The organism is Mumia xiangluensis, from assembly GCF_010994095.1.
Classification (GTDB): Bacteria; Actinomycetota; Actinomycetes; order Propionibacteriales; family Nocardioidaceae; genus Mumia; species Mumia xiangluensis.
Genome location: NZ_WJYO01000001.1, coordinates 507,536 through 529,651, shown reverse-complemented (window position 1 = coordinate 529,651; position 22,116 = coordinate 507,536). Strand labels below are relative to the sequence as shown.

Annotated in this window: 24 protein-coding genes; 13 read left to right on the top strand and 11 right to left on the bottom strand. The window is 71.8% G+C overall.

The annotated features are described in order from the left end of the window. Positions 1-17: 17 nt before the first annotated feature. Positions 18-455, top strand: a complete 438-nt coding sequence (locus tag GH747_RS02350; RefSeq protein WP_149767889.1) for a winged helix-turn-helix transcriptional regulator — start codon at positions 18-20, stop codon at positions 453-455. A gap of 23 nt (positions 456-478) precedes the next feature. Here GH747_RS02350 and GH747_RS02345 read toward each other — a convergent pair whose 3' ends face one another. Continuing rightward, positions 479-952 carry an acyl-CoA thioesterase gene (locus GH747_RS02345; protein ID WP_149767887.1) on the bottom strand — a complete coding sequence of 158 codons (474 nt, stop codon included), beginning with the start codon at positions 950-952 and terminating at the stop codon, positions 479-481. Positions 953-990: 38 nt separating this feature from the next. Then, positions 991-1,488 (bottom strand): DinB family protein, encoded by a 498-nt coding sequence (locus GH747_RS02340; RefSeq protein WP_149767885.1) that lies wholly within the window; start codon positions 1,486-1,488, stop codon positions 991-993. 34 nt (positions 1,489-1,522) lie between these two features. On the opposite strand from GH747_RS02340, the gene GH747_RS02335 reads away from it, so the two are divergent. Together GH747_RS02335 and GH747_RS02330 are read left to right on the top strand one after the other, a co-directional pair. After that, positions 1,523-2,188, top strand: a complete 666-nt coding sequence (locus GH747_RS02335) for a 4a-hydroxytetrahydrobiopterin dehydratase (RefSeq protein ID WP_149767883.1) — start codon at positions 1,523-1,525, stop codon at positions 2,186-2,188. An 85-nt stretch (positions 2,189-2,273) separates the two neighbouring features. Next, positions 2,274-3,470, top strand: a complete 1,197-nt coding sequence (locus GH747_RS02330; RefSeq protein ID WP_205602727.1) for a M14 family zinc carboxypeptidase — start codon at positions 2,274-2,276, stop codon at positions 3,468-3,470. A 50-nt stretch (positions 3,471-3,520) separates the two neighbouring features. Here GH747_RS02330 and GH747_RS02325 read toward each other — a convergent pair whose 3' ends face one another. Genes GH747_RS02325 through GH747_RS02315 form a run of 3 tightly spaced genes read right to left on the bottom strand, consistent with a single transcriptional unit; the run spans position 3,521 to position 6,003 of the window. Continuing rightward, the gene (locus GH747_RS02325) at positions 3,521-4,297 is read right to left on the bottom strand and encodes an MBL fold metallo-hydrolase (protein WP_149767881.1); all 777 of its coding nucleotides are present in this window, start codon (positions 4,295-4,297) and stop codon (positions 3,521-3,523) included. After that, positions 4,297-5,139: an alpha/beta hydrolase gene (locus GH747_RS02320; RefSeq protein WP_149767879.1), complete on the bottom strand. Its 843-nt coding sequence runs from the start codon at positions 5,137-5,139 to the stop codon at positions 4,297-4,299. The genes GH747_RS02325 and GH747_RS02320 overlap by 1 nt, the downstream gene beginning before the upstream one ends. 42 nt (positions 5,140-5,181) lie before the next feature. After that, entirely contained in the window at positions 5,182-6,003 is an 822-nt protein-coding gene (locus GH747_RS02315) for an alpha/beta fold hydrolase (protein ID WP_149767878.1), read from the bottom strand. A gap of 284 nt (positions 6,004-6,287) precedes the next feature. On the opposite strand from GH747_RS02315, the gene GH747_RS02310 reads away from it, so the two are divergent. Then, the gene (locus GH747_RS02310; protein ID WP_149767876.1) at positions 6,288-6,926 is read left to right on the top strand and encodes a TetR/AcrR family transcriptional regulator; all 639 of its coding nucleotides are present in this window, start codon (positions 6,288-6,290) and stop codon (positions 6,924-6,926) included. On the opposite strand, the gene GH747_RS02305 is transcribed toward GH747_RS02310, so the two are convergent. Continuing rightward, a complete protein-coding gene (locus GH747_RS02305) occupies positions 6,848-9,730 on the bottom strand; it encodes an AAA family ATPase (RefSeq protein WP_205602726.1) in 2,883 nt (960 codons plus the stop codon). The genes GH747_RS02310 and GH747_RS02305 overlap by 79 nt on opposite strands. A 42-nt stretch (positions 9,731-9,772) precedes the next feature. On the opposite strand from GH747_RS02305, the gene GH747_RS02300 reads away from it, so the two are divergent. Next, a complete protein-coding gene (locus GH747_RS02300; RefSeq protein ID WP_194842875.1) occupies positions 9,773-10,195 on the top strand; it encodes a DoxX family protein in 423 nt (140 codons plus the stop codon). A gap of 69 nt (positions 10,196-10,264) precedes the next feature. Continuing rightward, complete coding sequence (locus tag GH747_RS02295; RefSeq protein WP_205602725.1) at positions 10,265-12,382, top strand: M1 family metallopeptidase; 2,118 nt, start codon at positions 10,265-10,267, stop codon at positions 12,380-12,382. A gap of 27 nt (positions 12,383-12,409) precedes the next feature. Here GH747_RS02295 and GH747_RS02290 read toward each other — a convergent pair whose 3' ends face one another. Beyond that, complete coding sequence (locus GH747_RS02290; protein ID WP_149767874.1) at positions 12,410-12,892, bottom strand: YqeB family protein; 483 nt, start codon at positions 12,890-12,892, stop codon at positions 12,410-12,412. Between the two features lie 79 nt (positions 12,893-12,971). Here GH747_RS02290 and GH747_RS02285 point away from each other — a divergent pair, with 79 nt between their 5' ends. Genes GH747_RS02285 through GH747_RS02275 form a run of 3 tightly spaced genes read left to right on the top strand, consistent with a single transcriptional unit; the run spans position 12,972 to position 15,397 of the window. After that, the gene (locus GH747_RS02285) at positions 12,972-13,883 is read left to right on the top strand and encodes a M15 family metallopeptidase (protein ID WP_149767872.1); all 912 of its coding nucleotides are present in this window, start codon (positions 12,972-12,974) and stop codon (positions 13,881-13,883) included. A 60-nt stretch (positions 13,884-13,943) separates the two neighbouring features. Next, positions 13,944-14,828, top strand: a complete 885-nt coding sequence (locus GH747_RS02280) for a CAP domain-containing protein (protein WP_149767870.1) — start codon at positions 13,944-13,946, stop codon at positions 14,826-14,828. Between the two features lie 56 nt (positions 14,829-14,884). Beyond that, entirely contained in the window at positions 14,885-15,397 is a 513-nt protein-coding gene (locus GH747_RS02275; protein ID WP_149767868.1) for an SRPBCC domain-containing protein, read from the top strand. A 7-nt stretch (positions 15,398-15,404) separates the two neighbouring features. Here GH747_RS02275 and GH747_RS02270 read toward each other — a convergent pair whose 3' ends face one another. Next, a complete protein-coding gene (locus GH747_RS02270; RefSeq protein WP_149767866.1) occupies positions 15,405-15,800 on the bottom strand; it encodes a VOC family protein in 396 nt (131 codons plus the stop codon). Positions 15,801-15,866: 66 nt separating this feature from the next. Between GH747_RS02270 and GH747_RS02265 the strand changes: the two genes are divergently transcribed. Further along, on the top strand, positions 15,867-16,241 hold the full coding sequence (locus GH747_RS02265; protein ID WP_149767864.1) for a DUF4180 domain-containing protein: 375 nt from the start codon (positions 15,867-15,869) through the stop codon (positions 16,239-16,241). A gap of 4 nt (positions 16,242-16,245) precedes the next feature. Here the strand turns inward: GH747_RS02265 and GH747_RS02260 are convergent, their stop codons facing one another. Further along, positions 16,246-16,824 carry a TetR/AcrR family transcriptional regulator gene (locus tag GH747_RS02260; protein ID WP_149767862.1) on the bottom strand — a complete coding sequence of 193 codons (579 nt, stop codon included), beginning with the start codon at positions 16,822-16,824 and terminating at the stop codon, positions 16,246-16,248. 77 nt (positions 16,825-16,901) lie between these two features. On the opposite strand from GH747_RS02260, the gene GH747_RS02255 reads away from it, so the two are divergent. Further along, complete coding sequence (locus GH747_RS02255) at positions 16,902-17,474, top strand: dihydrofolate reductase family protein (protein WP_149767860.1); 573 nt, start codon at positions 16,902-16,904, stop codon at positions 17,472-17,474. On the opposite strand, the gene GH747_RS02250 is transcribed toward GH747_RS02255, so the two are convergent. Further along, positions 17,455-18,117, bottom strand: a complete 663-nt coding sequence (locus GH747_RS02250; protein WP_149767858.1) for a sigma-70 family RNA polymerase sigma factor — start codon at positions 18,115-18,117, stop codon at positions 17,455-17,457. The two genes, GH747_RS02255 and GH747_RS02250, sit on opposite strands and share 20 nt — an antisense overlap. Then, positions 18,114-18,503, bottom strand: coding sequence for a cupin domain-containing protein (locus tag GH747_RS02245; RefSeq protein WP_149767856.1), 390 nt, complete (start codon positions 18,501-18,503; stop codon positions 18,114-18,116). Before GH747_RS02245 ends, GH747_RS02250 begins: the two co-directional genes overlap by 4 nt. Positions 18,504-18,642: 139 nt before the next feature. On the opposite strand from GH747_RS02245, the gene GH747_RS02240 reads away from it, so the two are divergent. Then, the gene (locus GH747_RS02240; protein ID WP_149767854.1) at positions 18,643-21,357 is read left to right on the top strand and encodes an ATP-binding protein; all 2,715 of its coding nucleotides are present in this window, start codon (positions 18,643-18,645) and stop codon (positions 21,355-21,357) included. Then, positions 21,354-22,109 (top strand): class I SAM-dependent methyltransferase, encoded by a 756-nt coding sequence (locus tag GH747_RS02235; protein WP_149767852.1) that lies wholly within the window; start codon positions 21,354-21,356, stop codon positions 22,107-22,109. Before GH747_RS02240 ends, GH747_RS02235 begins: the two co-directional genes overlap by 4 nt. Positions 22,110-22,116 lie beyond the last annotated feature (7 nt).

Below are 22,116 nucleotides of genomic sequence, written 5' to 3'. Positions count from 1 at the left end.
TCGGTGAGGATGGGGGGATGGCGGAAGTACGCACTTCAACCTCACCTGGTTCCTCCGAGGTGACCGTGGACGGCCACGAGGGCGACCGCTGGGACGTGCTCCAGTGGGACGCGCGCGAGAACTGCGAGGTGCGCCAGATCCTCGATCGGATCGCCGACAAGTGGTCGCTCCTGGTGATCTCGTTGCTCGAGGAGAAGACGATGCGCTTCAACGAGCTGCGTCGGGCGATCGACGGCATCAGCCAGCGGATGCTGACGGTGACCCTGCGCAACCTCGAGCGGGACGGGCTGATCTGCCGGACGGTGTACGCCGAGGTGCCGCCGCGCGTCGAGTACCACCTCACTCCGCTCGGGTGCACGTTGCTGGGCACCATCCAGTCGCTCGTGCGGTGGACCGAGCAGCACCAGGAGGAGATCGTCCGGGCGCGGGCGGAGTTCGACGCTTCCGCCCGCTGACCCGAACAGCGCGGGCCGCTGGATCAGCGCGCGTCGGGCGACGGGCGTACGACGTCGGGCGCGAGCAGCGGTGTCGCGAAGGCCCACTGCTCGTCGGTGAGCGGCACCGGACGTAGCGTTGCGGGGTCGAGGTTGATCAGCCGGCGCGTGCCCTCGGCGTGGAGCGTCTGCTGGTCGCTTGAGAGGATCCGGAAGCGGTAGTTCACGCTGGTCCGACCCGCCTGCTCGACCCACAGGTGCACGGCCACGTCGCCGACCTGGGTGATGGGCTGGTGGAAGGTCAGGTGGAGGTCGCGGATGACCTGCACGGACTCGGTCGGGTCGAGCACCCAGCCGGCGTCGGTCCAGTAGTCGATCACCGCGTGGTCGAAGAGGCGGGCGTACTCGACGTGGTTGAGCATCCCGAAGCCGTCGAGATCGTCGAGGTAGACCCGGGCGGGGACCACCACGCCGCACGACGGGCTCTCGAGGGCAGGCTTCTCGTTCGTGAGTGTCATGATGAAACAGTACGACCGATCGGTCGTAATGTCACGAGCTACCTCGCCAGGATCTGCTCCCGCAGGATGTCGGCGTGCCCGCAGTGCTGGGCGCTCTCGCGCAGCATGTGGAAGTAGACCCAGCGCAGTGGCAGCGGCCCGCGGCGGTTGCCTCGTACGAGGTCGTCCAGGTCGAGCGGCGCTGCCGAGCGGCGTGAGGCCTCGACGGCGTCGCGGTACGCCGCCCGGACCGACGCGATCGTGTCGTCGTCCGTCAGGTCGAACGACTCGTCGGGCGACGCCGGGATGCCGATCTCGGAGCGCGGCCGGCAGGTGATCGCCTCGTCGAACCACACCTTCTCCACGAAGATCGCATGCTTCACCAGGCCGAGGAGCGTGGTCTTCGACGGGACGAGCCGACGACGGGCCTGCTCCTCGGTCAGGCCGTCGAGCGCGTCGTGGATCGCGGCGCGGTGCTCGTCGAGGAACACCTCGAGCTGCCGGTGCGCGGGAGCCGCGAGAACGTCGTCGGCGGAGGTCGGCGGGAAGGCGGACATGCGCGCCAGCCTCTCATGGCGCAAGCATGGGGCCATGAGCACCGACACTCTGACCGGGCAGCAGATCGCCGACGAGCGCCTCGACGGATGGGCCTACCTCATCGGTGGCCTCCAGACCCGCATCGTCACCCCCGACTTCGCCACTGGCCTCACGATCGTGAACGCGATCGCCGCCGCCGCCGAGGAGATGAACCATCACCCCGACGTCGACCTGCGCTACTCGCACGTCGACGTCCGGCTGACCAGCCACGACGCGCACGGCGTGACCGAGCGGGACGTCCGCCTGGCGCGACGGATCGCCGACATCGTCGCTGGAGCCGGCGAGGACACCTCCCTGCAGTCAGCCACGGTCTCGCGTGTCGAGCTGGCCCTCGACAGCCCGCAGCACCGCGCGGTCCTCCCGTTCTGGCAGGCGGCGCTCGCGCTGGAGGAGTCGCCGCTCGACGACGTCGACGACGAGCTCAACGACCCGCACGGCGCGCTGCCGACGATCTGGTTCCAGGAGTCCGGCGACGAGTCGGGCCGCCAGCGGTGGCACCTCGACGTCTGGGTCGAGCCTGAGCAGGTGCAGCCCAGGATCGACGCCGCGCTCGCCGCTGGGGGCACGCTCGTCAGCGACGCGGAGGCGCCGAGCTTCTGGATCCTCGCCGATCCCGAGGGCAACAAGGTCTGCCTCTGCACCTGGCAGGACCGCCGCTGACAGCCGTCCTCGCATCTGTTGCGGGTGAATCTCACCACTGGTTGAATCCACGCACCAGCCGGAATTCACCAGAAGGGCAATAACTGTGCGAACCACATCTTCCGCGGCGACGACCCGTCGCAGACGAGGACTGGCCCTGGCCGCAGCAACCCTGGTCGGCCTGCCGGGCATCGCCGTTGCCGCCGTCTCCGCTCCCGCAGCCGCCCAGCCGCTGACGGCGCACTGCGGCAACGAGACCGGTGGGAAGTCGATCACGGGCTTCCTGAGCCACGCCGAGGTCGGCCAGAAGCTGGCCCAGATCGAGAAGACCAGCAAGGGGCTCGTCGACGTCGAGGTCGCGGGCTCCACGAACCAGGGCCGCGACATCTGGAGCGCCCGAGTGGGTCATGGCGACACCGTCGTCATGATCCAGAGTCAGATCCACGGCAACGAGATGCACGGCACCCCGGCACTCCTCAACCTGCTCGCGACCCTCGGCAACAGCTCGAAGCGCTCGGCGGAGATCCGCGAGCAGGTCACCGTCGTCGCCGTGCCGCAGCTCAACGGCGACGGGGCGGAGAACGACACCCGCCAGAACGACATGACCTGGGACGACGTCGTCGCCGGGTTCCCGCAGCTCGCGGGTGCGTCGCCGTCGTGGAACTACAGCGCGCGGGCGGGAGGGTTCGACGTCAACCGTGACTTCAACCCCGACCTCGACTTCGTGCCGCAGGCGTCGGACTTCCCGGGCAGCAGCGCGTCGGTCGGCTGGTTCCTCACACCCGAGGCGCAGACGAGCCGCGACGTCTACCGCGGCCTCGAGCACGAGTTCGGGACGGTCGACGTCTTCGTCGACCTCCACAACCAGGCTGCCTGCTACACGGGCGAGGGGATGGACGACTACACGACGCTCTCGATCTCCGGCAAGTTCATCGACGACCCGAGCCAGCACGGCGACTGGCCCAAGTTCGACTACGACGCGTCCCGTCGCGCGAACGTCGCGGTCTACGACGCGCTCCAGCGTGGCAACGCGCCGCAGGGCGACGTGACGCTCTACCCGCAGAACACGAACCTGCCGGGTACGGCGCTCGGCGCGTACGCCCTCCGGGGGAGCGCGACCATCCTGTTCGAGACCCGCGGTCAGACCCAGTCGTGGGGCCAGAAGCAGCACGGTCAGCTCACCAAGCAGATCGAGACCGGCTTGTCCGGGCTCGTCGACGCGATCACCGACGACACGCTCGACAGCATCGATCCTGAGCGCTACGAGTCCATCCCGGAGCGGATGAACATCCCGCGCAGCTGAACCCACGCAGCGAGGGGTCCGGGTCTGTGTGCCCGGGCCCCTCGTCGCGTCTACACCTCCCGCGCCGCTCCCGGCTCGAGCCACACGACGCGCTCGCGCACGGCCGGCGGTGCTGCCGCGATCGCCTCGCGTAGGTGCGCCGGCGGCTCGCTGAAGTGGGACCACCCCTCGTAGTGCACCGGCGCGGCCACCCGCGGCTCGAGCGCCGCGATGAGCTCGACCGCGTCCTTGCCGTCCATCGAGTAGCGCAGCGGTCCGGTGATCGGGAACCGCACCAGGCCGAGGTGGACCAGCGCGACATCGACGTCGAGCTCGTCCGCGGTCCGCCGCAGCGGCCCGTGGAGGACGGTGTCACCGGTCATCCACAACGCCGTACGGCGCTGGTCGCCGAGGCGCAGGGCGAACCCGACGACCGGGCCCACGATCGGGCGACTGAGCGGCGGCCCATGACGGCACGGGGTCGCACGCACGGTGAGCGAGGACTTGCCGGGCTCGGAGAGCACCGTCTCCTCACCGGCCCGGAGTCCGAGCGCGCCGTTCCCGAGCCGACGTGCGCCGGCAGCGGTCGTCACCACCACGCCCGCCGACGCCAGCGCCGTACGGCCGGCGTCGTCGAGGTTGTCGGCGTGGTGGTCGTGACTGAGCAGCACGACGTCGACCGGGCCGACCTCGTCAGCGGCCAGCGCCGGCCCGGCGGTCTTGCGCGACGACGTGCCCCAGCCGAAGGCGTACCGCCGTCCTGGTGGGTCGAAGGTGGGATCGGTGAGGATGCGCCAGCCGTCGACCTCCACCAGGACGGTCGGTCCACCGAGGTGGGTGAGGCGCATCAGCCCTCGGTCGCCGGCGATGCGCTGGGCGCGCCGGCGTGCTTCAGCGCCCACTCCAGGGCGTAGTCGGCGACGGCCTCCCAGCCTGGCGCTGCGCACGTCCAGTGGTCGCGCCCCTCGAACTCGTAGTACTCGGTGAGCGAGGCCGACTTCTTGTAGTGCTTCGCGTTCGACTTGTTCACCGACGGCGGCATGATGTGGTCCTCGCTGCCGCCGATGAACAGCAGGGGTGCGCGATCGTCGAAGCCGTAGTCGACCCACGTGTCCTGGTGACCGGGCTTGAAGTTCGCGAACAGGCCGTACTCCCAGACCCAGTTCCCCGGAGCGGGGATCTGGTAGCGCTCCCAGACCTTGTCCGACTCCTCCTTGGTGAGCGTGTTGGTGAAGGCGTAGTGGAACTCGTCGGCCGTGAAGCCGACCGCCTTGTGCCGGTTGGCGGGGTTCTTGAGCGCCGGGAACAGCGACTTGACCTGCGACAGCGGGTTCACGTGCACGCCCTCGGTCGGCGCGGAGTCGATCGCGACGGCTGCCGCGCCCAGCCCGCGGGCGAGCAGGAGCTGAGTCAGCGTGCCGCCGAAGGAGTGCCCCATGATGATCGGCGGCGCGTCGAGCGCCTCGATCACCGAGGCGAGGTGGTCGACGGTCTCGGGAACCGTCAGGTTGGCGATGATCTCGGGGTTCTCGCGCAGCGCCTCGACCTCGATGTCGAAGCCCGGGTAGCCCGGCGTCACGACGGTGAAGCCCTTCGCGCCGTAGTAGTCCACCCAGCCTTCCCAGCTGCGCGGTGTCATCCAGAGGCCGTGCACGAGCACGATCGTGTCGGGTGCGGTGGTGTCGGTCATCGTGTCCCTTCCTGTCATTTCCGTGGGTGGTGCTGGAGACGCTCAGCCTTCGACGAAGGCCAGCAGGTCGTCGTGGAGCCTGTCTCGCGAGGTGTCCGGCAGGCCGTGCGCCCCGCCCTCGTACACCGACAGCACGGCACCGTCGACGAGCGAGGCGGTACGGCGGCCGCCGACGTCGAGGGGCACCACCTGGTCGGCGTCGCCGTGGATGACGAGGGTCGGCACGTCGATCGCCGCAAGGTCCGGCCGGAAGTCGGTCGCGGAGAACGCGGCGATGCACTCGTACGCGGCGCGGTGCCCGCACGCCATGCTCTGGACCCAGAACGCGTCGCGGAAGCCCTGGTCGACCGGTTCGCGGTCGTGGTTGAAGAAGGGCCCGTCGGCGAGGTCGCGGTAGAGCTGCGAGCGGTCGGCCAGCTCTCCGGCGCGGAGGGTGTCGAAGACGTCGACGGGGATGCCGTGCGGGTTGTCGTCGGTGCGCAGCATGTACGGCGGTACTGCGGAGACCAGGACCAGTCGCGCGACGCGGGCGCTGCCGTGCCGGGCGAGGTAGCGGACGGCCTCGCCGCCGCCGGTGGAGTGCCCGACCAGCGTGACGTCGGTGAGGTCCAGCGTCTCGAGGAGGGTCGCGAGATCGTCGGCGTAGGTGTCCATCTCGTTCCCGTGCCAGGTCTGCGACGAGCGCCCGTGCCCGCGGCGGTCGTGCGCGACGGCGCGGTGGCCGTGCTCGGCGAGGAACAGCGCGGCTGCCTCCCACGCGTCGGAGTTCAGCGGCCACCCGTGCCCGAGGACGACGGGGGAGCCGTCGACTCCCCAGTCCCTGTAGAAGATCCGGGCACCGTCGTCGACGGTGATGAACGGCATGCGCACCCCCTCGGTCTGCCAACGTGTCGAGCCTCGCGGGAGCGCTCCCGCGCGTGGACCACGTGTTTCACGTAGTCGGAGAAGAGAGGGGAGGGAGGGAACGTACGAGGGGCTCGGTGCCGCCCCCGCCGGCGCCGAGCCCCTTCCGATCACCGGCCGGAGCCAGTGATGCTGCTCTTAGAAGACCAGAGATCTTGACGCTTGACAAGATTTTTGCAGACACTCGTCAAGAATCTTCTGCATCGCTGGTGTCGCCGCAGACGGTCGCGACTACGATGGGGTGGATGACCACGACCGAGGGTCCCGCACGACGTCGGCAGGTACGCGCGGAACGCGCCGCCGTCGACAAGTTCGAGCAGCGACGGGCCGAGCTCGCCTCGTCGGCGCTGACGACGCTCGCCGACCGCGGCTTCGCCAACACGAGCCTTCGGGACATCGCCGAGAACTCGCCCTACTCGCACGGTGTCGTCCACTACTACTTCAGCGACAAGCTCGAGCTCATGCAGCACTGCATCCGGCAGTACAAGCAGGACTGCGTGAAGCACTACGACGAGATCCTCGACACCGCGACCACACCGAAGGAGCTCCGCGAGGGCTTCGCCGACGCGATGGTCATGACGCTGCGTGACGAGACCACCCTCCACCGCATGTGGTACGACCTCCGCAACCAGAGCATGTACACGTGCGAGCTCGTGGGAGTCATCCAGGAGATCGACCAGCTGCTCGAGCAGATGGTCTGGCGCGTGGTCTCGCGCTATTCCGAGCTGGCGGAGAGCCCCTCCCGGATGTCGTCGCCGGTCGCGTACTCGCTCTACGACGGGCTGTTCCTCCGAGCCCTCATCGACTACCTCGCCGGCAAGCCGGAGTCCGCGGAGACGCTTCGGCGCGAGTGCGCCGGGCTGCTCGCGATGCTCTGCCCGTAGCGCAGCGCGTCGAGGCGGTCGGCGAGCTGACGGCGCGACGTGATCGCCAGCTTCTGGAACACCTTGCGCAGGTGGTAGTCGACGGTGTTGGGGCTGATGAAGAGCGTGGCGCCGATCTCCGCGTTCGTCCGTCCCGAGGCCGCGAGTCGAGCGACGGTCGACTCCTGCGCCGTCAGGTGGACCGCCTGCCCCGGCGCGCTCGTACGCACGCTCCCGCCGGCCGCGTCCAGCTCTGCCCGTGCGCGCGCGGCGAACGCGCTCGCGTCCATCTGCTCGAACGCCTCCGCCGCCGTCGCGAGGTGCTCGCGTGCTTCACGTCGCCTGCGGGAGCGGCGCAGCCACTCGCCGTACAGGAGGTGGGCCCGCGCGATCTCCAGGTCCACCCCCGCGCCGTCGAGCGCGCTGATCGCCGCGCGGTAGTGGACCTCTGCATCATCGTTCGCAGCGACGAGCGCGCGAGAGCGCTCGGAGACGCCGCGGTTCCACGGCGACCCGTTCGCGTCGGCCGACGCGGCGAGCAGCGCCACGAACGGTGCCGCGTCCGCCGGACGCCCGGACCGCACCGCGGCCTCGACGAAGTCGGGGTACTGCAGTGGCGTCACCTGCAGGTACGGGTCGTCGACCAGCGGCTTCAGCAACGCGTACGCCTCGGCGTACGCGCCCTCGGCGAGGGCTCTCGCCGCCAGGCCGCTGGCGGCCGATGCCTGGACGCCGCCGAACCCCAGCGCGCCTGCACCCTCGGCGATCGCCTCGACCTGCTCGCGCGGCGCCCCCTGCCACGCGAGGTAGGCGACGTTGACGACGTTCTCGGCGTCGTAGCCGATCGCACGACGTAGCTCGCGGACGTGCTCGACGTACTCGCCGGAGCGCCGCGGGCTGCCGCCGTTGACCTCGACGAGCGACAGGATCCACAGGACCGTGTCGAGCACGTGCAGCGAACCCCTCTCGCGTGCCGCGGCGGCGCACCGCACGAGGTGCGCGTGGCGGGCGGGTGCGTCCCAGAGCGCCGTGGTGAGCGCGACGCTGATCGTGCCGAGCTGGAGCGCGTCGGCGTCGTCGATGCTCGCGAGTGCGTCGACCGCCCGGCGCATCAACGGCACGGCGTCGGCGTACGGGAGGAGGATGTGGGCGCCGAGACCGCGCAGGACGGTCGACACGGTTCCCTCGGAGAGCTCCGACCCTGCGGTGAGTCGGCGGCCGAGCTCGTCGAGGGTGACGCCCTCCATCAGGCGCTCCGGTGGCATCGCGTACTCGAACGCGCGGACCAGCGCGAGCTGCTCGCGCTCGAGGTCGCGCCCGTGGAACAGCTCGGCCGCACGAAGCATCAGCTCGCTGGCGTGCACGATCCGGGTGCCCTCCGGCACGAAGATCGCGAGCGCTGTCTCGACGGCGATGACCCGACCGCTGAGCACAGGGTCGAGCGCGGACCGGTCGATGCCGGCGAGCAGCTCGTACGCGACGTGCGCAGCGCCGGCCGCGAGGGCCGCCTCGGCGGCAGCGACCTGGCGGCGTACGCGGTCGGGCCCGGCCGGGGTGAGCTCGACCGCGCGGGTCAGGACGCTGGCGCGGGAAGCGAACCCGCCACGCTCGCCGGCCCGGTCGGCGGCCTGCTCGAGCCGGTCCGCGACGGCAGGATCGGTGCCGAGCGTGGCCTTCGCGGCGTGCACCGCCTCGAGCTCGGTCAGCCCCAGCTCTGCTGCAGCGCTCGACAGGGCGGCGTGGACCCGTCGACGCTCCGCGCCCGACGCGGACGTGTACGCGGCGGAGCGCACGAGCGGGTGACGGAAGCGCACCGTCGACCCGAGGACCACCAGGCCGGCGGCCTCAGCGCCGTCGGCCGCCGATGCAGGGATGCCGAGCGCGCGCGCGGCGCGAAGCACCACCTCCGTGTCCGCCGAGGACCCTGCGGCGGCGACCAGCATCCACCGCTGGGACTCCTCGCCGCTGCGGCGGACCTGGTGCACGTAGTGGGACTCCAGCGTCCGCCCGATCGGGACCGGGTCGTCCGCGAGGCCGATCGCGGCGAGCTCCGCCGCATCGAGATCACGGCTCAGGTCGACGAGCGCGAGCGGGTTGCCGCCGGTCGCCGCGACGATCGCGGCGGCCGCCAGCGGGTCGAGGGTCTGCGGCACCGACGCGGTCAGCAGCGCGAGCGCGGCGTTCCGGTCGAGCCCCTCGAGCTGCAGCACCGGCACCCCGGCCGTCCGCGCCCCCACCGCGTCGTCGTCTCGCGCAGCAAGGATGATCGCCAACGACTCCGCCTGGAGTCGCCGCGCCACGAACGCCAGCACCTCCAGCGACTCCGGGTCGAGCCAGTGCGCGTCGTCGACCGCGCAGACGATCGGCTGGTCACCGGCGGCGACGTCCAGCAGACCGAGCAGCCCGAGACCCACGAGGAACCGATCGGGCGGCGGGCCCTCCGCGGAGCCGGTCGCCGTCCTCAGCGCGGCGAGCTGCGCGGCCGGCAGCGCCTCCTCGTACGCGCGCAGCGGCACCACCAGCCGGTGCAGCGCCGCGAAGGCGATCGCCGACTCGGCCTCGTACCCGTCGACCCGGATCACCCGCACCCCGGGGAGCCGCGCGGTCGCGGCGTGGAGCAGCGACGTCTTGCCGATCCCGGGCTCGCCACGGACGACCAGGGCTCCGCCGGCCCGGTTGCGGGCAGCCGTCACCAGTGCACGGAGCGTGCGGATCTCGTCGTCGCGGCCGACCAGGCGCGGAGGTATCTCGATGATGTCGAGAAGACTAGTGGTCGAGGTGAGCCGATGCCTCGGAGTCCAGTCATCTGACGCGTCGCGGATCAAACCCTAGGGTTGGTCGCAGTTCCCGTCCCTGAGCGAGGTCGCATGCCATCGAACAAGTCGACTGCGCCGCTGTCCGTCCCCCGCACGATCGGTCGGCTCGCGCTGGGCGCGTTCCTGCTCACCGCCGGCATCAGCCACCTGACGTGGGCTCGGCAGGAGTTCCTCGCCCAGGTCCCCGACTGGGTGCCCTTGGACGGCGACACCGTCGTGATCGCCTCGGGATTCGTCGAGGTCGGGCTCGGCGGCGCGCTCATCGGGCTGCCCGGACGACGGGTCGCGGTGGGATGGTTGACGGCTGCGTTCTTCGTGGCGATCTTCCCCGGCAACATCTCGCAGTACGTCACGCACACTGACGCCTTCGGCCTCAACGACGACCGCTCGCGCGCGATCCGGCTGCTGTTCCAGCCGCTGCTCGTGCTGTGGGCGTTGTGGGCGACGGGGGCGTGGCGCGACCGTCGCCGCTGACGGCCGGCACTTGCACCGACCGAGGGTCGGGCGCACAGTGAAGAGCGACCAGGATCTTTGGAGGTCCCCATGCGTCGCACCGGTCTCGTCCTCGTCTCGGTTCTTTCAGCGTTCGCCCTCGGCGCGGCGTTCCTCGCCGGCCCCGCCTCCGCGCGTTCACGGCCGCACTTCACGCCAGGCGCCGCGGGCATCGGCGACCCGTACTTCCCGACCGACGGCAACGGAGGGTACGACGCGCGCCACTACTCGCTCGACGTGCGCTACGACCCGGCCACGGACCGGCTCGTGGGCGACGCACGGATCAAGGCGCGGGCGACGCAGAACCTGTCGCGGTTCAACCTGGACCTCGACGGCCTGACCGTCCGGTCCGTGCGTGTCAACGGCCGCCGCGCCACGTGGCGGCACAGCGGCGGTGAGCTGACCGTGATCCCGAGGAAGGGCCTGCGCAAGCGCAGCACCTTCGTCACGGAGGTCCGGTACGACGGTGTCCCGGCGACGCTCGAGGACGGGTCCGGATTCATCCACACCGACGACGGCGCGCTCGTGGTCGGGCAGCCCCACGTCGCCGACACGTGGTACCCGGTGAACGACCACCCGAGCGACAAGGCGTCGTACTCGTTCCGCATCACCGCGCCGCAGGGCCTGAAGGCCGTCGCCAACGGCGTGCCGCGCGGGCACCGGACGAAGCACGGATGGACGACGTGGTCGTGGGAGGCGCGCGAGCCCATGGCGTCGTACCTGACGACGGCGACGATCAGCGACTTCCGCGTGACCGACTACCGCCACGACGGGATCCGGGTGATCGAGGCGATCGACCCGACGCTGTACGAGCCGGTGCCGACGCGCACGGGCGAGCAGTACGCGATCTCGCAGTCGTCCACGGACGCGCAGTCGTACAAGCGGCTGACCCGGACCGTCGCTGTCCCGGCGGCCGGTGGCCAGCTGTCCTTCTGGGTGGACCGCTCGACCGAGGAGGACTGGGACTTCTTCTTCGTCGAGGCGCGCACGCCGGGGACGGACGACTGGACGACGCTCCCCGACCTCGGCGGGGCGACGAGCACCAGCACCGGTGACTCGTGCCCGTTCTGGCTGACTCTGCACCCGTTCCTCTCGCACTACCAGACCGCGCAGCCGGACGGCACGTGCGCAGCGACCGGCAGCAGCGGCGCGTGGAACGCGGCCACCGGGGAGTCCGACGGCTACGAGCAGTGGCGCGTGGACCTCGGCGCGTGGTCGGGTGGCTCGGTCGAGGTCGCGATCACCTACGCCAGCGACGACGTGGTCCAAGGCGCCGGTGTCTTCGTCGACGACGTGACGACACCGACCGGGGCCGGCAGCACGTCGTTCGAGGACGACGGCGACGAGCTGGACGGCTGGGTCGTCCCAGGGGCTCCGGCGGGGAGCGACCCGAACCCGAACGACTGGATCGTCGGGACGCCTGACGAGGGGCCAGCGACGCTCGGTGAGAACGCCGAGGCCGCCTTCGCGAAGCACCCGCAGATCCTCGACTTCCTGCAGGACAGCTTCGGCGACTACCCGTTCTCGGCCTCCGGCGGCATCGTCGACGCCCATCCCGGGCTCGGCTTCGCGCTGGAGAACCAGACGCGGCCGATCTACGCGCAGGAGTGGTTCGGCAGCTCGGAGGAGGTCGCCGAGGGCGTGATCGTGCACGAGCTCGCGCACCAGTGGTACGGCGACAGCCTTGCGCTGAAGCGGTGGAAGGACATCTGGCTCAACGAAGGTTTCGCCTCGTACGCGGAGTGGCTCTGGTGGGAGGACCAGGGCGTCGCCACGGCGCAGGAGATCTTCGACGCGACGTACGCGTCGAACCCGGCGGACGACCCGTTCTGGGACCTCGTCATCGGCGACCCGGGCCCGGACCACCTGTTCGACGGAGCGGTGTACGACCGAGGTGCGATGACGATGCACCAGCTGCGGGTGACCGTCGGCGACGACGACTTCTTCGCGATCCTGCGGGGCTGGGCGGCGCGCTACGAAGGCAGCAACGTCACGACGCCGCAGTTCATCGCGTTCGCGGAGAGAGTGTCGGGCCAGCAGTTGGACGGGTTGTTCGACGCCTGGCTCTACACGGGCAGCCGGCCGGAGGTCGCGAGCCCGTTCGCGGCCCGCCGGTCGCCCGCGACGGGGCTGCCGCCGCTGGTCGGCTCGACGGTGGGCCGGCGGTGACGCGCCGGCGCTGACTTTCGCCCGGCGTCAGATCCCTTCCCACGGGTAGCCGTGGCGACGGAACGCCGTCGCCACCGTGTCGCGCGATGCCTCGACCTCCCTGTCGAAGAGACGCCGGCCGTCGCGACCGTCGATGACGACCCTCTTGCGGTCGCGGTAGACGGCCACCACCTGCGTACGGTCGATCCGGCGGCGGTCGTCGCCGTGGTGCACGACGATGCCTTCGGCGTCCACGTCGAGCCTGTAGGCGTCCGCGATCACGACCACCGCCACGACGATCCCGACCAGAAGACCGACGACGGGCCGCGCCACCCAGGCCCACGGCTGGTCGAACGAACCGACCCACTCGAGCGGGCCCTTGAAGGGGACGACGGGGACGTCGGCGAGCCACGCCGCGAGCAGGGGAGCGAGAAGGAAGACGAGCAGACCGCCCCCGCCGAGGAGCACGACGGTCCAGATCTTGTCCTCGCGGGTGAGACCGAGGGTGGTGGGGGTCGAGTCGTCGGACACGGAGCCGACCGTACGACAGTGGTGGCGGCAGCGGGTGGACGGGTGTGCTGCCTGGCTCGGAGGGTGCAGACTCGAAGGGGTGCGGCACCGCCTACGGACTTCGTTCCCGGCCCTCGGGCTCGGTCTGGTCCTCGTGCTCGCCGGGTGCGCCGGTGATCCGGACGCGGATCCGACGGTCTCGACGACCGCTCCGACAGCGTCGCGGACTGCCTCACCAAGCCCTGCCACGACGACGCCGACCACCGCAGCGCCGACCACCGCAGCGCCGGCGCCTCCCGCTCCGGGGACCGTGCCGCCGGCGTGGCTCGGCACGCGGGTGCTGCCTCGGACGGCCGACGGGTTCGGGGAGATCCGTCCGACCCCGCGCGAGCTCCGCAACCGGCGCTTCACCCTGCCCGACCAGCTTCCCGCGCTCCCCGGTACGGGCTTCGCGAGCCGGATCGCCGATCCGGCACCTGCCGACGTCATCGCCCGGTCCACCTGGCGACGAGGTTGCCCGGTGGGGCGCGACGACCTCGCCTGGGTCCGGCTCACCTTCTGGGGCTTCGACGACGCACGCCACACCGGCGAGCTGCTGGTCAACCGCGCCGTCGCACGCGACCTGGTCCGCGTCTTCCGCGAGCTGTACGCCGAGCGCTTCCCGATCGAGGAGATGCGCATCACCCGCCGCGACGAGCAGACGGCACCGCCGACCGGCGACGGCAACAACACCGGGGCCTTCAACTGCCGGCCGACGCGGGGGACCTCGACGTTCTCGCAGCACGCGTACGGCTTGGCCGTCGACCTGAACCCGTTCCAGAACCCGTACGTGAAGGGCGACGTCGTGCTTCCGGAGCTGGCGTCCGCCTACGTCGATCGCGATCGCGTGCGGCCGGGCATGATCACGGCCGACGGAGTGGTGGTGCGGGCCTTCACCGCGATCGGCTGGGGTTGGGGCGGGAGCTGGCAGAACCTCGTGGACTACCAGCACTTCAGCCGCAACGGTCGCTGAGCGGCGAGACGTCACGGCCCCGGATCGCCACGCGGACGCTGATCTCGCTAGGCTCCCCGCGTGACGCCGGGAGCTGTGACGACGAGGTGGCACCTTCGCGCGTCCGCCGGGGCGCTCGCCGTCCTTGCCGCGGTCGTGTCTCTGGTCCTGGCGATCGCACCCCCGGTCGCCGCCGCCTCCGAGTCGGACACGATCACGGCTCGCGCGAACGCCGCGCGTGCGGACGAGGGCCTGGCGCCGCTCGTTCGCAACCCGGCGCTCGACGCGGCAGCCTTGGACTGGGCCCGAGAGATGGCCGACGACGGCCGGTTGTCGCACAACCCGGACCTCTCCGGCGCGGTGCCCTCGGGGTGGCAGCGGATCGGCGAGAACGTCGCCCAGGGGTACGGGAGCGGCTCGGCGATGCACGCGGGCTGGATGGGCTCGTCAGGCCACCGCGCCAATATCCTCGGCGACTACACCGACATCGGCGTCGCCTTCATCCGTGAGGACGGCACGACCTGGGGTGTCCAGGTCTTCGCGAAGTACCCGGGTTCCGCGAACCGGCCCGCTCCGGTGACGCCGTCGGCGCCGAGGACGACCAAGCCGACGACCGCGAAGCCGACGACCGCGAAGAAGACCACGCCGTCGCCCCGTACACCGCCGCGCACCACCGCCGTACCCACGACCGAGCCCAGTCCGTCCGCGGCGACGACCGCGACCCCGACGCCCACCGCGACAACCGCGCCCGTGACGACCACGGCGCCCACCGACGGGGCAGTCGCTGCCTCCGGCGCGGAGCCGCCGTCGTCGACCGCCGCGTCGGGTGCGTCCTCACCCGTGACGACCCGCGTCGCTGCGAGTGCGCTGGGAGCGGCCGTGGTCCTCGGCCTGGGAGCGCTGCTGCTCGGGCGTCGCCGCCGTACGGCGGGTGCCACCGCGGGCGCGGGGCGCCACCGCGGCTGACGGCGTCCGCGTCGCCCGTGGCCTAGGGTGCTGAGCAGGGCCACGAGGGGAACACCATGACGATCGCACCGACGGGACGTCGCGAGGACCGGGACGGCACTGACTACCTCGTCTACCGGAGGCGGTTCGCTGCCCCGATCGACGACGTGTGGGCGGCGATCACCGACCCCGACCGTCTGTCTCCGTGGATCGGCACCTGGGAGGGCGACCCGGAGAGCGGCGAGGTCACCTTCTACATGACCGCGGAGGGCGACGACGTGCCCGGTCAGACCTACACCATCGATGTGTGCGAGAAGCCTCGACGGCTGGTCACGCGCTCGGCCTCCCCGTCGGGTGTGCCGGGTGACGAGTGGGTCATCGAGCTGGACCTCGACGACGACGAGGGCTTCACGACGCTGACGTTCGCCCAGGCGATGCCGGACGCCGAGACTGCGGCGAGCGTCGGTCCGGGATGGGACTACTACCTGGACCGCATGGTCGCGTCCGAGCGCGGCGAGGACCTCGACGACATCGACTTCGAGCAGTACCTCGCGGACCAGTCCGAGTACTACCGCGGGGCGTTCTCCTGACGCCTGGTCACGGAGCGGTCGCGGTCGCCGGCGGCTGGATGAGGTCCCAGGGCATGCCGTACAGGTCCTCGAAGACGACGACGGTCCCGTAGGACTCGTAGCGCGGTTCCTCACGGAAGCGGACACCGTGCGCCTTCAGCCGGGCGTACGTCGTGGCGAAGTCATCGGTCTCGAGGAAGAACGCCACGTCACCGCCCGCCTGGCGCCCCAGTGCCGGGTCGTCCGCCTCGGTCAGCTTGAGGACGAGCCCGGCGCCGCCTCCGGTCGGTCGGACCACCACTCGGCGCCACCCACCCTCGAAGGTGTCGTCCTGGGCGACCTCGAAGCCGACGACGTCGACGAAGAACGCGATCGCCTCGTCGTGGTCGGAGACGAGGTAGGTGACGTCCTGGATCCGCAGCATGCTGCAGCGTAGCCGCCGCGCGGAATCGGGGTGCGGGGCGATCGCGGATCAGCGTACGGTCGGCGCATGCGAATCGACCAGTACGGCAGCGTCCGCGTCCTCTTCCTCGACGCCGAGGGCCCGCTCATCGCGACGCCGTCCGACGGCTCGCAGCTCGTGGGCGACGTGTTCAGCCACGAGGCCCAGATGGTCGCCGTCCCCGTGTCGCGTCTCGACCCGTCGTTCTTCCAGCTCCGCTCCGGCCTCGCCGGTGAGATCCTCCAGAAGCTCGTGAACTACCGCATCCAGCTCGCGGTCGTCGGGGACATCAGTGCGTACGTCGAGGACAGCGACGCGCTCCGCGACCTCGTGCGCGAGTCCAACCAGGGCTCCCAGGCATGGTTCGTCCCGGACGCGGCCAGCCTCGAGGCGCGCCTCGGCCCGGCGAGCGCGTCGGCCTGACAGCTCACTCGGGGACGATGGTCTCCACCAGCTGCTGGACGAGCCCGGGCAGCGCGGAGTCGCCGCCAGGGAGGACGCCGGGCAGCGTGAGGTGCTCGAGCAGGAGTCCGTTCATCGCGAGATAGAGCAGGAGCGCGGTCGCGTCGCCGCCCGGGAAGCCACCCTCGACGTGCGCTGCGGTGATGTCGTCGAGGTTGGCGCGGTAGCCGGCCGTGAAGGCGACCTCGAGCTCCGGGCGCCGGGACGCCTCGAGGCGCAGCTCGAACATCGCGAGATAGCCGGACCGGTCGGCCTGCGCGCGTTCGACGATGTCCTGCATGAGCACGACCTCGAGCGCGCGTGAGGGGGGAGCTGCCAATCGCTCCGCGACGACGGCGGGGTCGGGCGCGAGGCGGACGAACACGTGGTCGCCCAGCTCGCGCAGCAGCGCGTCCCTGTTCGCGAAGTAGTTGGACGTCGTCCCCGTCGGCACGCCGGCCTCGTCGTCGACCGCACGGAACGTGAGCCCGCGGGCGCCGAGGCGCGCGAGCACGTCGATTCCCGCGTCGAGGAGCGTCGTACGACGTCGAGGGTTGCTGACCATGGGGTGCATCCTGCCGCGTTGCGACGACGAAAACAACTACGCTTGACGTACTTCATCTGTAGTGGTTGGCTAGGGCCATGCGAAAGATGACCTACTACATCGGCACGACCCTCGACGGCTTCATCGCCGGACCCGACGACGAGGTCGACTTCTTCCCCCTGTCCGAGGAGTTCACCCGGTTCATGGCGACCGACTTCGGTGACGCCCTCCCCACCCACGTGCGCCGGGCGATGGGCGTGGACGAGACCCCGAACGCACGCTTCGACACGATCGTCATGGGCCGGCGGACGTACGACCCCGCGCTGGCGCTCGGCGTCACCAACCCGTACGCCCACCTGCGCACCGTGGTCTTCAGCCGCACCCTCATGCCGGCGGACCCAGACGTCGAGGTCACCGCGGCCGACCCTGTGGCTCGGGTGCGCGAGCTCAAGGCCGAGGACTCGCCTCACGACGTCTACCTCGCGGGTGGGGGCGCGCTGGCTGGCCTGCTGCTGGACGAGATCGACCGGGTCGTCGTCAAGAAGTACCCCGTGGTCGCCGGCTCGGGCATCCCCGCGTTCGTCACCGGCTTCCGGCCGACGTCCTTCGCGCTCGAGCAGGTGGCGACGTTCGACAACGGGTGCGCCGTGCTCAGCTACGCGCGGCCGTGAGCGCGTCGGCGCGCAGCAGGGCGACGAGTCGGTCGACGTCGTACGCCGCGAAGGCCGCGTCGTACTCGTCGACCAGCCGCGCGTCCGCCGCGCCGACGACGTCGTCCCGGGCGTCGGCGTCCCGCATCGTCCCGCGGGCGCGCTGGAGAGCGCTGTTCACCGATGCCACGGACGTGTCGAGCAGCGTCGCGACCTCCGCCGCCCGCCAGCGCAGGACGTCACGAAGCACCAGCACGGCACGCTGGCGGGGCGGGAGGCGTCGTACGACGGAGGTGAACGCTGCCCGCACGTCCTCACGCTCGTCCGCCGCGTCCGCCGGGTCGGGATCTGCCGCGGCACCGACGAGGGCGAGCGCCGCGCCGTCGGTCGCGCCGAGATCCATCGGGCGCGGACGGCGTGCGGCGGACCTCCAGGCATCACGGCAGACGTTCGTCGCGATCCCGTAGAGCCACGACCGGACCGAGGCCCGTCCCTGGTACGTCGCGCGGCCACGCCAGGCGCGGATCATCGTCTCCTGGAGCGCGTCGTCGGCCTCTGCCGCCGAGGCGAGCCGGCGCCGGAAGAACGCCGTGAGCTCGTGCCGGTACTCCTCCAGCTCGAGCAGGTCCACGGTCGGCCGGTCGACGAGCGTCGTCGCACTCATCGGACCGGCTCCGGGTCGAAGACCACCGCGAGCTCGCTCGCACGGGCATGGTCGAGGAAGTCCTGCTCGATCCGCGGCGACGCATGGATGCAGAGCATCCGCAGGACGTCGGGACCGACGGCGCGGAAGCCGTGGGCGGTGCCCGGCCCCACGACGACGACATCGCCCGGCTCGCCGTACGTCTCGCCGTCGGCCGTGCGGATGTGCGCGATGCCCGAGAGGACGACCCAGGTCTCGGAGTAGGGGTGGACGTGGGCGTCCGGGCCCGTCCCCGGCGCGTTGGCGACGTGGAAGAACGAGACACCCGAGCCGTACGCCTCGCCCTCGAAACGCGTCGTGCGGCTTCCGGGGAGGCGGAGGTCGGACTCCTTCGCGACGATCAGCATGTGAGTCTCCTTCGTGCGGGATCGGTGAGGTGATGCTTCGATCCTCGGCCGGTGGCACCGCCGCGCGGATCCGTGGCGAGCACGGATCCACCACGGAATCGACACGATCGGTACGGCGGTGGCGCGGCATACTGGGCGGGTGCCGGACCTGCCTGTTGACGCCGTCTCGCCCCGGGAGCGTGACGTCCTCGCCGCGGTCGCCGAGCACCGCACGAACGCCGAGATCGCGCACCGCCTCCACCTCTCGGTCCGTACGGTGGAGAGCCACGTCTCGTCGCTGCTGCGCAAGCTCGGGGCGCGCGACCGGCGCGAGCTGGCGGCCCTGGCGGCGGGCGCGGCCGCACGGGCCGAGACCGGTGCCGTCGGCGACCTGGTCGGTCTCCCGCGGGGCCGGACGTCCCTGGTCGGGCGTACGGCGGAGGTCGACGCGGTCGCCAGGCTCGTCGCCGAGTCCCGGATCACGACCGTGCTCGGACCGGGAGGTGCTGGCAAGACCCGTGTCGCCGTCGCCGTCGCCGAGCGGTCGCGCTCCTGGTTCGCCTCGAGAGGCGCGTTCGTCGACCTCGTGCCGGCCGCCGCGGGTGCCGTCGACGCCGCGGTCGCGACCGTGCTGGGGGTGGCGCAACGCCCGCAGGTGACCCTCACGGAGGCGGTCGCCGCCGTGCTTCGGGGCCGGGTGCTGCTCGTCCTCGACAACGCCGAGCACGTCACCGACGACGTCGCGGCACTCGTCGTCCACCTCGCCGACGCGCTGCCCGACCTGCACGTCCTGGTGACCAGCCGCGAGCGCCTCGGCGTCCCCGGTGAAGCCGTCTTCCACCTCGGTCCCCTCTCCGACAGCGATGCGGCAGCGCTGTTCGTGGAGCGCTCCTCTGCCGTGGACCCGACCGTCGAGGTGCCGACCGACGCGGCAGCCTCGCTAGGGCGACGTCTCGACGGGTCACCGCTCGCGATCGAGCTCGCGGCGGCACGGGTGGCGTCGATGGGTCTGGCCGGGGTCGAGGCGGGTCTCGACGACGTCCTCCGCCTTCTCACGCTCGGGCGCCCCGCCGACAGGCGGCACCGTTCGCTGCGCGCGGTCGTCGAGTGGAGCCACGCCGCGCTCGACGAGGACGAGCGGGCTGCCCTGCGCACGGTCTCGGTGATGGCCGGTCCGTTCGATCTGGAGGCGGCCACGGCGCTCCTCCCGGACGAGGGGCGCGGCGGCGTCGCGGACCTCCTCGGGCGTCTCGCCGACAAGAGCCTGGTCCGCCGTACGGCCGGGGCTGACGGGGCAGACCGGTGGTCCCTCCTCGTCGGTGTGCGTGAGCTGGCCCGTGAGCACCTCGCCGCGTCCGACGACGAGGCGCAGACCCGGCGCCGGTACGCGGCGTGGGCCCGCTCGCGAGCCCGTGACCTCGTCGAGGCCCGCCCGTACGGAGCGTCGACGCTCGGCGGTTGGGCGGACGACGTCGACGGCGTGATGGACGACCTGCGCCGCTGCGTCCCGTCCAGGGCCGCTGCCGACGCCGGAGCCCGGGCGTTCGCCCGCGACGTGGCGACGCTCGCCTTTGCGCGGGGGTTCGTCGCCGAGGCAGGCAAGCACTTCCGTACGGCGGCGGCGCTGGCGGTACGGGGGAGTGACGCCGCGGTCGACCTCACGGACGCCGCGGCCTGCGTCCACCTGGTGTCCGACGCCCGTGAGGCCTACCAGCTCCTCCTCGATGCGGCGGACGCCGCACGCGTGGACGATCCCGGCGCGGCCGCCGTCGCGCTCGCCACGGCCGTGGCGGTCGCCGAGCGGTTCCGCGGTGCGGGATTCCTCGCCGACCCCGACGCCGCGACGCTCGCTGCCCTGCTCACGGAGGCCGAGGCGCTCGGGGGCGGTGGCGAGCACGCTCGCGCCTCCCTCGCGACCGCGCGCGCCTGGGCCTCCGGAGCCGAGCACCAGCACGTCCTGCCGGCAGCCGCCGCGGAGGCGGTGGCTGCCGCGCGCCACGGCGGCGAGATCCTCGTCCTCAGCGCCGCCTTGGACGCATCCTCGACCGCCGCCGCGCTCGACGGTCGGCCCGACGAGTCGCTCCGCCTCTCCGCAGAGCGCCTCGAGATCGTCACGGCGGCCTCCGCCGAGCGCGAGCCCTGTGGGGCGGTCGAGGTTGTCGACGCTCTGCGGTCGGTGGCGTCGTACGCCGTCGCGACAGGTCGCCTCGACCTGGCCCTCGACGCCTGTCACCGGGTGGACGCGAACCCTGCGCTCGAGCCTCACCCGTGCTGGGCGAAGGGCAGCGCGATCGCGCCGCTCGCGCTCGCCGGCGCCTTCGACGACGCCGAGCGCGCCGCTGCGGAAGTCTGGCGCAACGTCGAGGCGACCCGCCGCTTCCGCAACGTCTCCCTCGCCGGTCCGCTCCTCGGGGCGGCGCTCGCAGCCGGGCTGCGCGGAGACCGCTCGGCGTACGCGCTGTGGTGGGAGCGGTCACGGCGCGTGGCTGGCCCCGCGTCGCTCTCCGAGTCGCCGAACCTCGCCCCGTGGGCGGCGTTCGTCCGTGCCCGGGTGGCGCTCGCGGAGGGCGGGGACCTGACGGGCGCGCTGGCCGAGGTCGCGCAGACCTTCGTCCCCGGTCGCTTCGACGGGTACGCCGCGGTCGCCGCCGCTGAGCTCGCCGTCGTCCTCGACGCCCCGGACGCCGACGGTCTGATCGAGCGCGCCGACACCTACGCCGCACATCACCGGTGGGTGGCGGCGGCGCTGCTTCGCACCCGCGGCCGCCGCGATCGCGATCCCGCGCTCCTGGCGGCGTCCGAGAGCGCCTGGGACGCGATGGGGGCGGCGTACGAGAGCGGCGAGACGCGCGCCCTCGCGAAGGAGCTCGCGTGAGGTCGTACGACGAGCTCGTCGCGGAGGCCGAGGCCGCCGACGTCGCCGGCTGGGACTTCTCCTGGCTCAGCGGGCGCGCGAGCGAGCAGCGACCGTCGTGGGGCTACCAACGGCTGATGAGCGACCGCTGGGCGACGGCCACCGCCGCGCTCGACGTCCAGACCGGCGGTGGCGAGGTGCTCGCCGGGGCCGAGCGGTTCCCGTCGGTCGCCGTCGCGACGGAGTCGTGGCCGCCGAACCTCGCCAAGGCGACCCGCCTGCTGCATCCGCGCGGGGTCGTCGTCGTCGCCGATCCCGACGAGCCGCCGCTCCCGTTCGCGGACGGCGCATTCGACCTCGTCACCAGTCGCCACCCAGCGACCATCTGGTGGGGCGAGATCGCGCGGGTGCTCGCCCCGGGTGGCACGTACCTCGCCCAGCACGTCGGGCCGGAGTCGGTGTTCGAGCTGGCCGAGGAGCTCCTCGGGCCCCTCGGACCGCAGCACCGGCGTGGGCGTCACCCCGACGACGAGGCCGCGGCCGCGGAGGCGGCGGGACTCGAGATCGCCGACCTGCGGACAGAGCGGTTGCGCATGGAGTTCGACGACGTCGGCGCGATCGTCTACTTCCTGCGGAAGGTGATCTGGATCGTGCCCGGCTTCACCGTCGGGCAGTACGCCGACGACCTGCGACGCCTGCACGAGCAGATCGCGTCGGACGGCCCGTTCGTCGCTCACTCCACGCGGACGCTCGTCGAGGCGCGGCGGCGCTGAACCCGCA

Bases quoted from the DNA above. Each gene is read 5' to 3' on its own strand.
- GH747_RS02270 (WP_149767866.1), bottom strand. From the start codon at position 15,800: ATGCTGCGGATCCAGGACGTCACCTACCTCGTCTCCGACCACGACGAG.
- GH747_RS02275 (WP_149767868.1), top strand. From the start codon at position 14,885: ATGACGATCGCACCGACGGGACGTCGCGAGGACCGGGACGGCACTGAC.
- GH747_RS02350 (WP_149767889.1), top strand. From the start codon at position 18: ATGGCGGAAGTACGCACTTCAACCTCACCTGGTTCCTCCGAGGTGACC.
- GH747_RS02315 (WP_149767878.1), bottom strand. From the start codon at position 6,003: ATGCCGTTCATCACCGTCGACGACGGTGCCCGGATCTTCTACAGGGAC.
- GH747_RS02335 (WP_149767883.1), top strand. From the start codon at position 1,523: ATGAGCACCGACACTCTGACCGGGCAGCAGATCGCCGACGAGCGCCTC.
- GH747_RS02320 (WP_149767879.1), bottom strand. From the start codon at position 5,139: ATGACCGACACCACCGCACCCGACACGATCGTGCTCGTGCACGGCCTC.
- GH747_RS02310 (WP_149767876.1), top strand. From the start codon at position 6,288: ATGACCACGACCGAGGGTCCCGCACGACGTCGGCAGGTACGCGCGGAA.
- GH747_RS02340 (WP_149767885.1), bottom strand. From the start codon at position 1,488: ATGTCCGCCTTCCCGCCGACCTCCGCCGACGACGTTCTCGCGGCTCCC.
- GH747_RS02300 (WP_194842875.1), top strand. From the start codon at position 9,773: ATGCCATCGAACAAGTCGACTGCGCCGCTGTCCGTCCCCCGCACGATC.
- GH747_RS02260 (WP_149767862.1), bottom strand. From the start codon at position 16,824: ATGGTCAGCAACCCTCGACGTCGTACGACGCTCCTCGACGCGGGAATC.
- GH747_RS02345 (WP_149767887.1), bottom strand. From the start codon at position 952: ATGACACTCACGAACGAGAAGCCTGCCCTCGAGAGCCCGTCGTGCGGC.
- GH747_RS02245 (WP_149767856.1), bottom strand. From the start codon at position 18,503: ATGCTGATCGTCGCGAAGGAGTCCGACCTCCGCCTCCCCGGAAGCCGC.
- GH747_RS02255 (WP_149767860.1), top strand. From the start codon at position 16,902: ATGCGAAAGATGACCTACTACATCGGCACGACCCTCGACGGCTTCATC.
- GH747_RS02295 (WP_205602725.1), top strand. From the start codon at position 10,265: ATGCGTCGCACCGGTCTCGTCCTCGTCTCGGTTCTTTCAGCGTTCGCC.
- GH747_RS02265 (WP_149767864.1), top strand. From the start codon at position 15,867: ATGCGAATCGACCAGTACGGCAGCGTCCGCGTCCTCTTCCTCGACGCC.
- GH747_RS02250 (WP_149767858.1), bottom strand. From the start codon at position 18,117: ATGAGTGCGACGACGCTCGTCGACCGGCCGACCGTGGACCTGCTCGAG.
- GH747_RS02325 (WP_149767881.1), bottom strand. From the start codon at position 4,297: ATGCGCCTCACCCACCTCGGTGGACCGACCGTCCTGGTGGAGGTCGAC.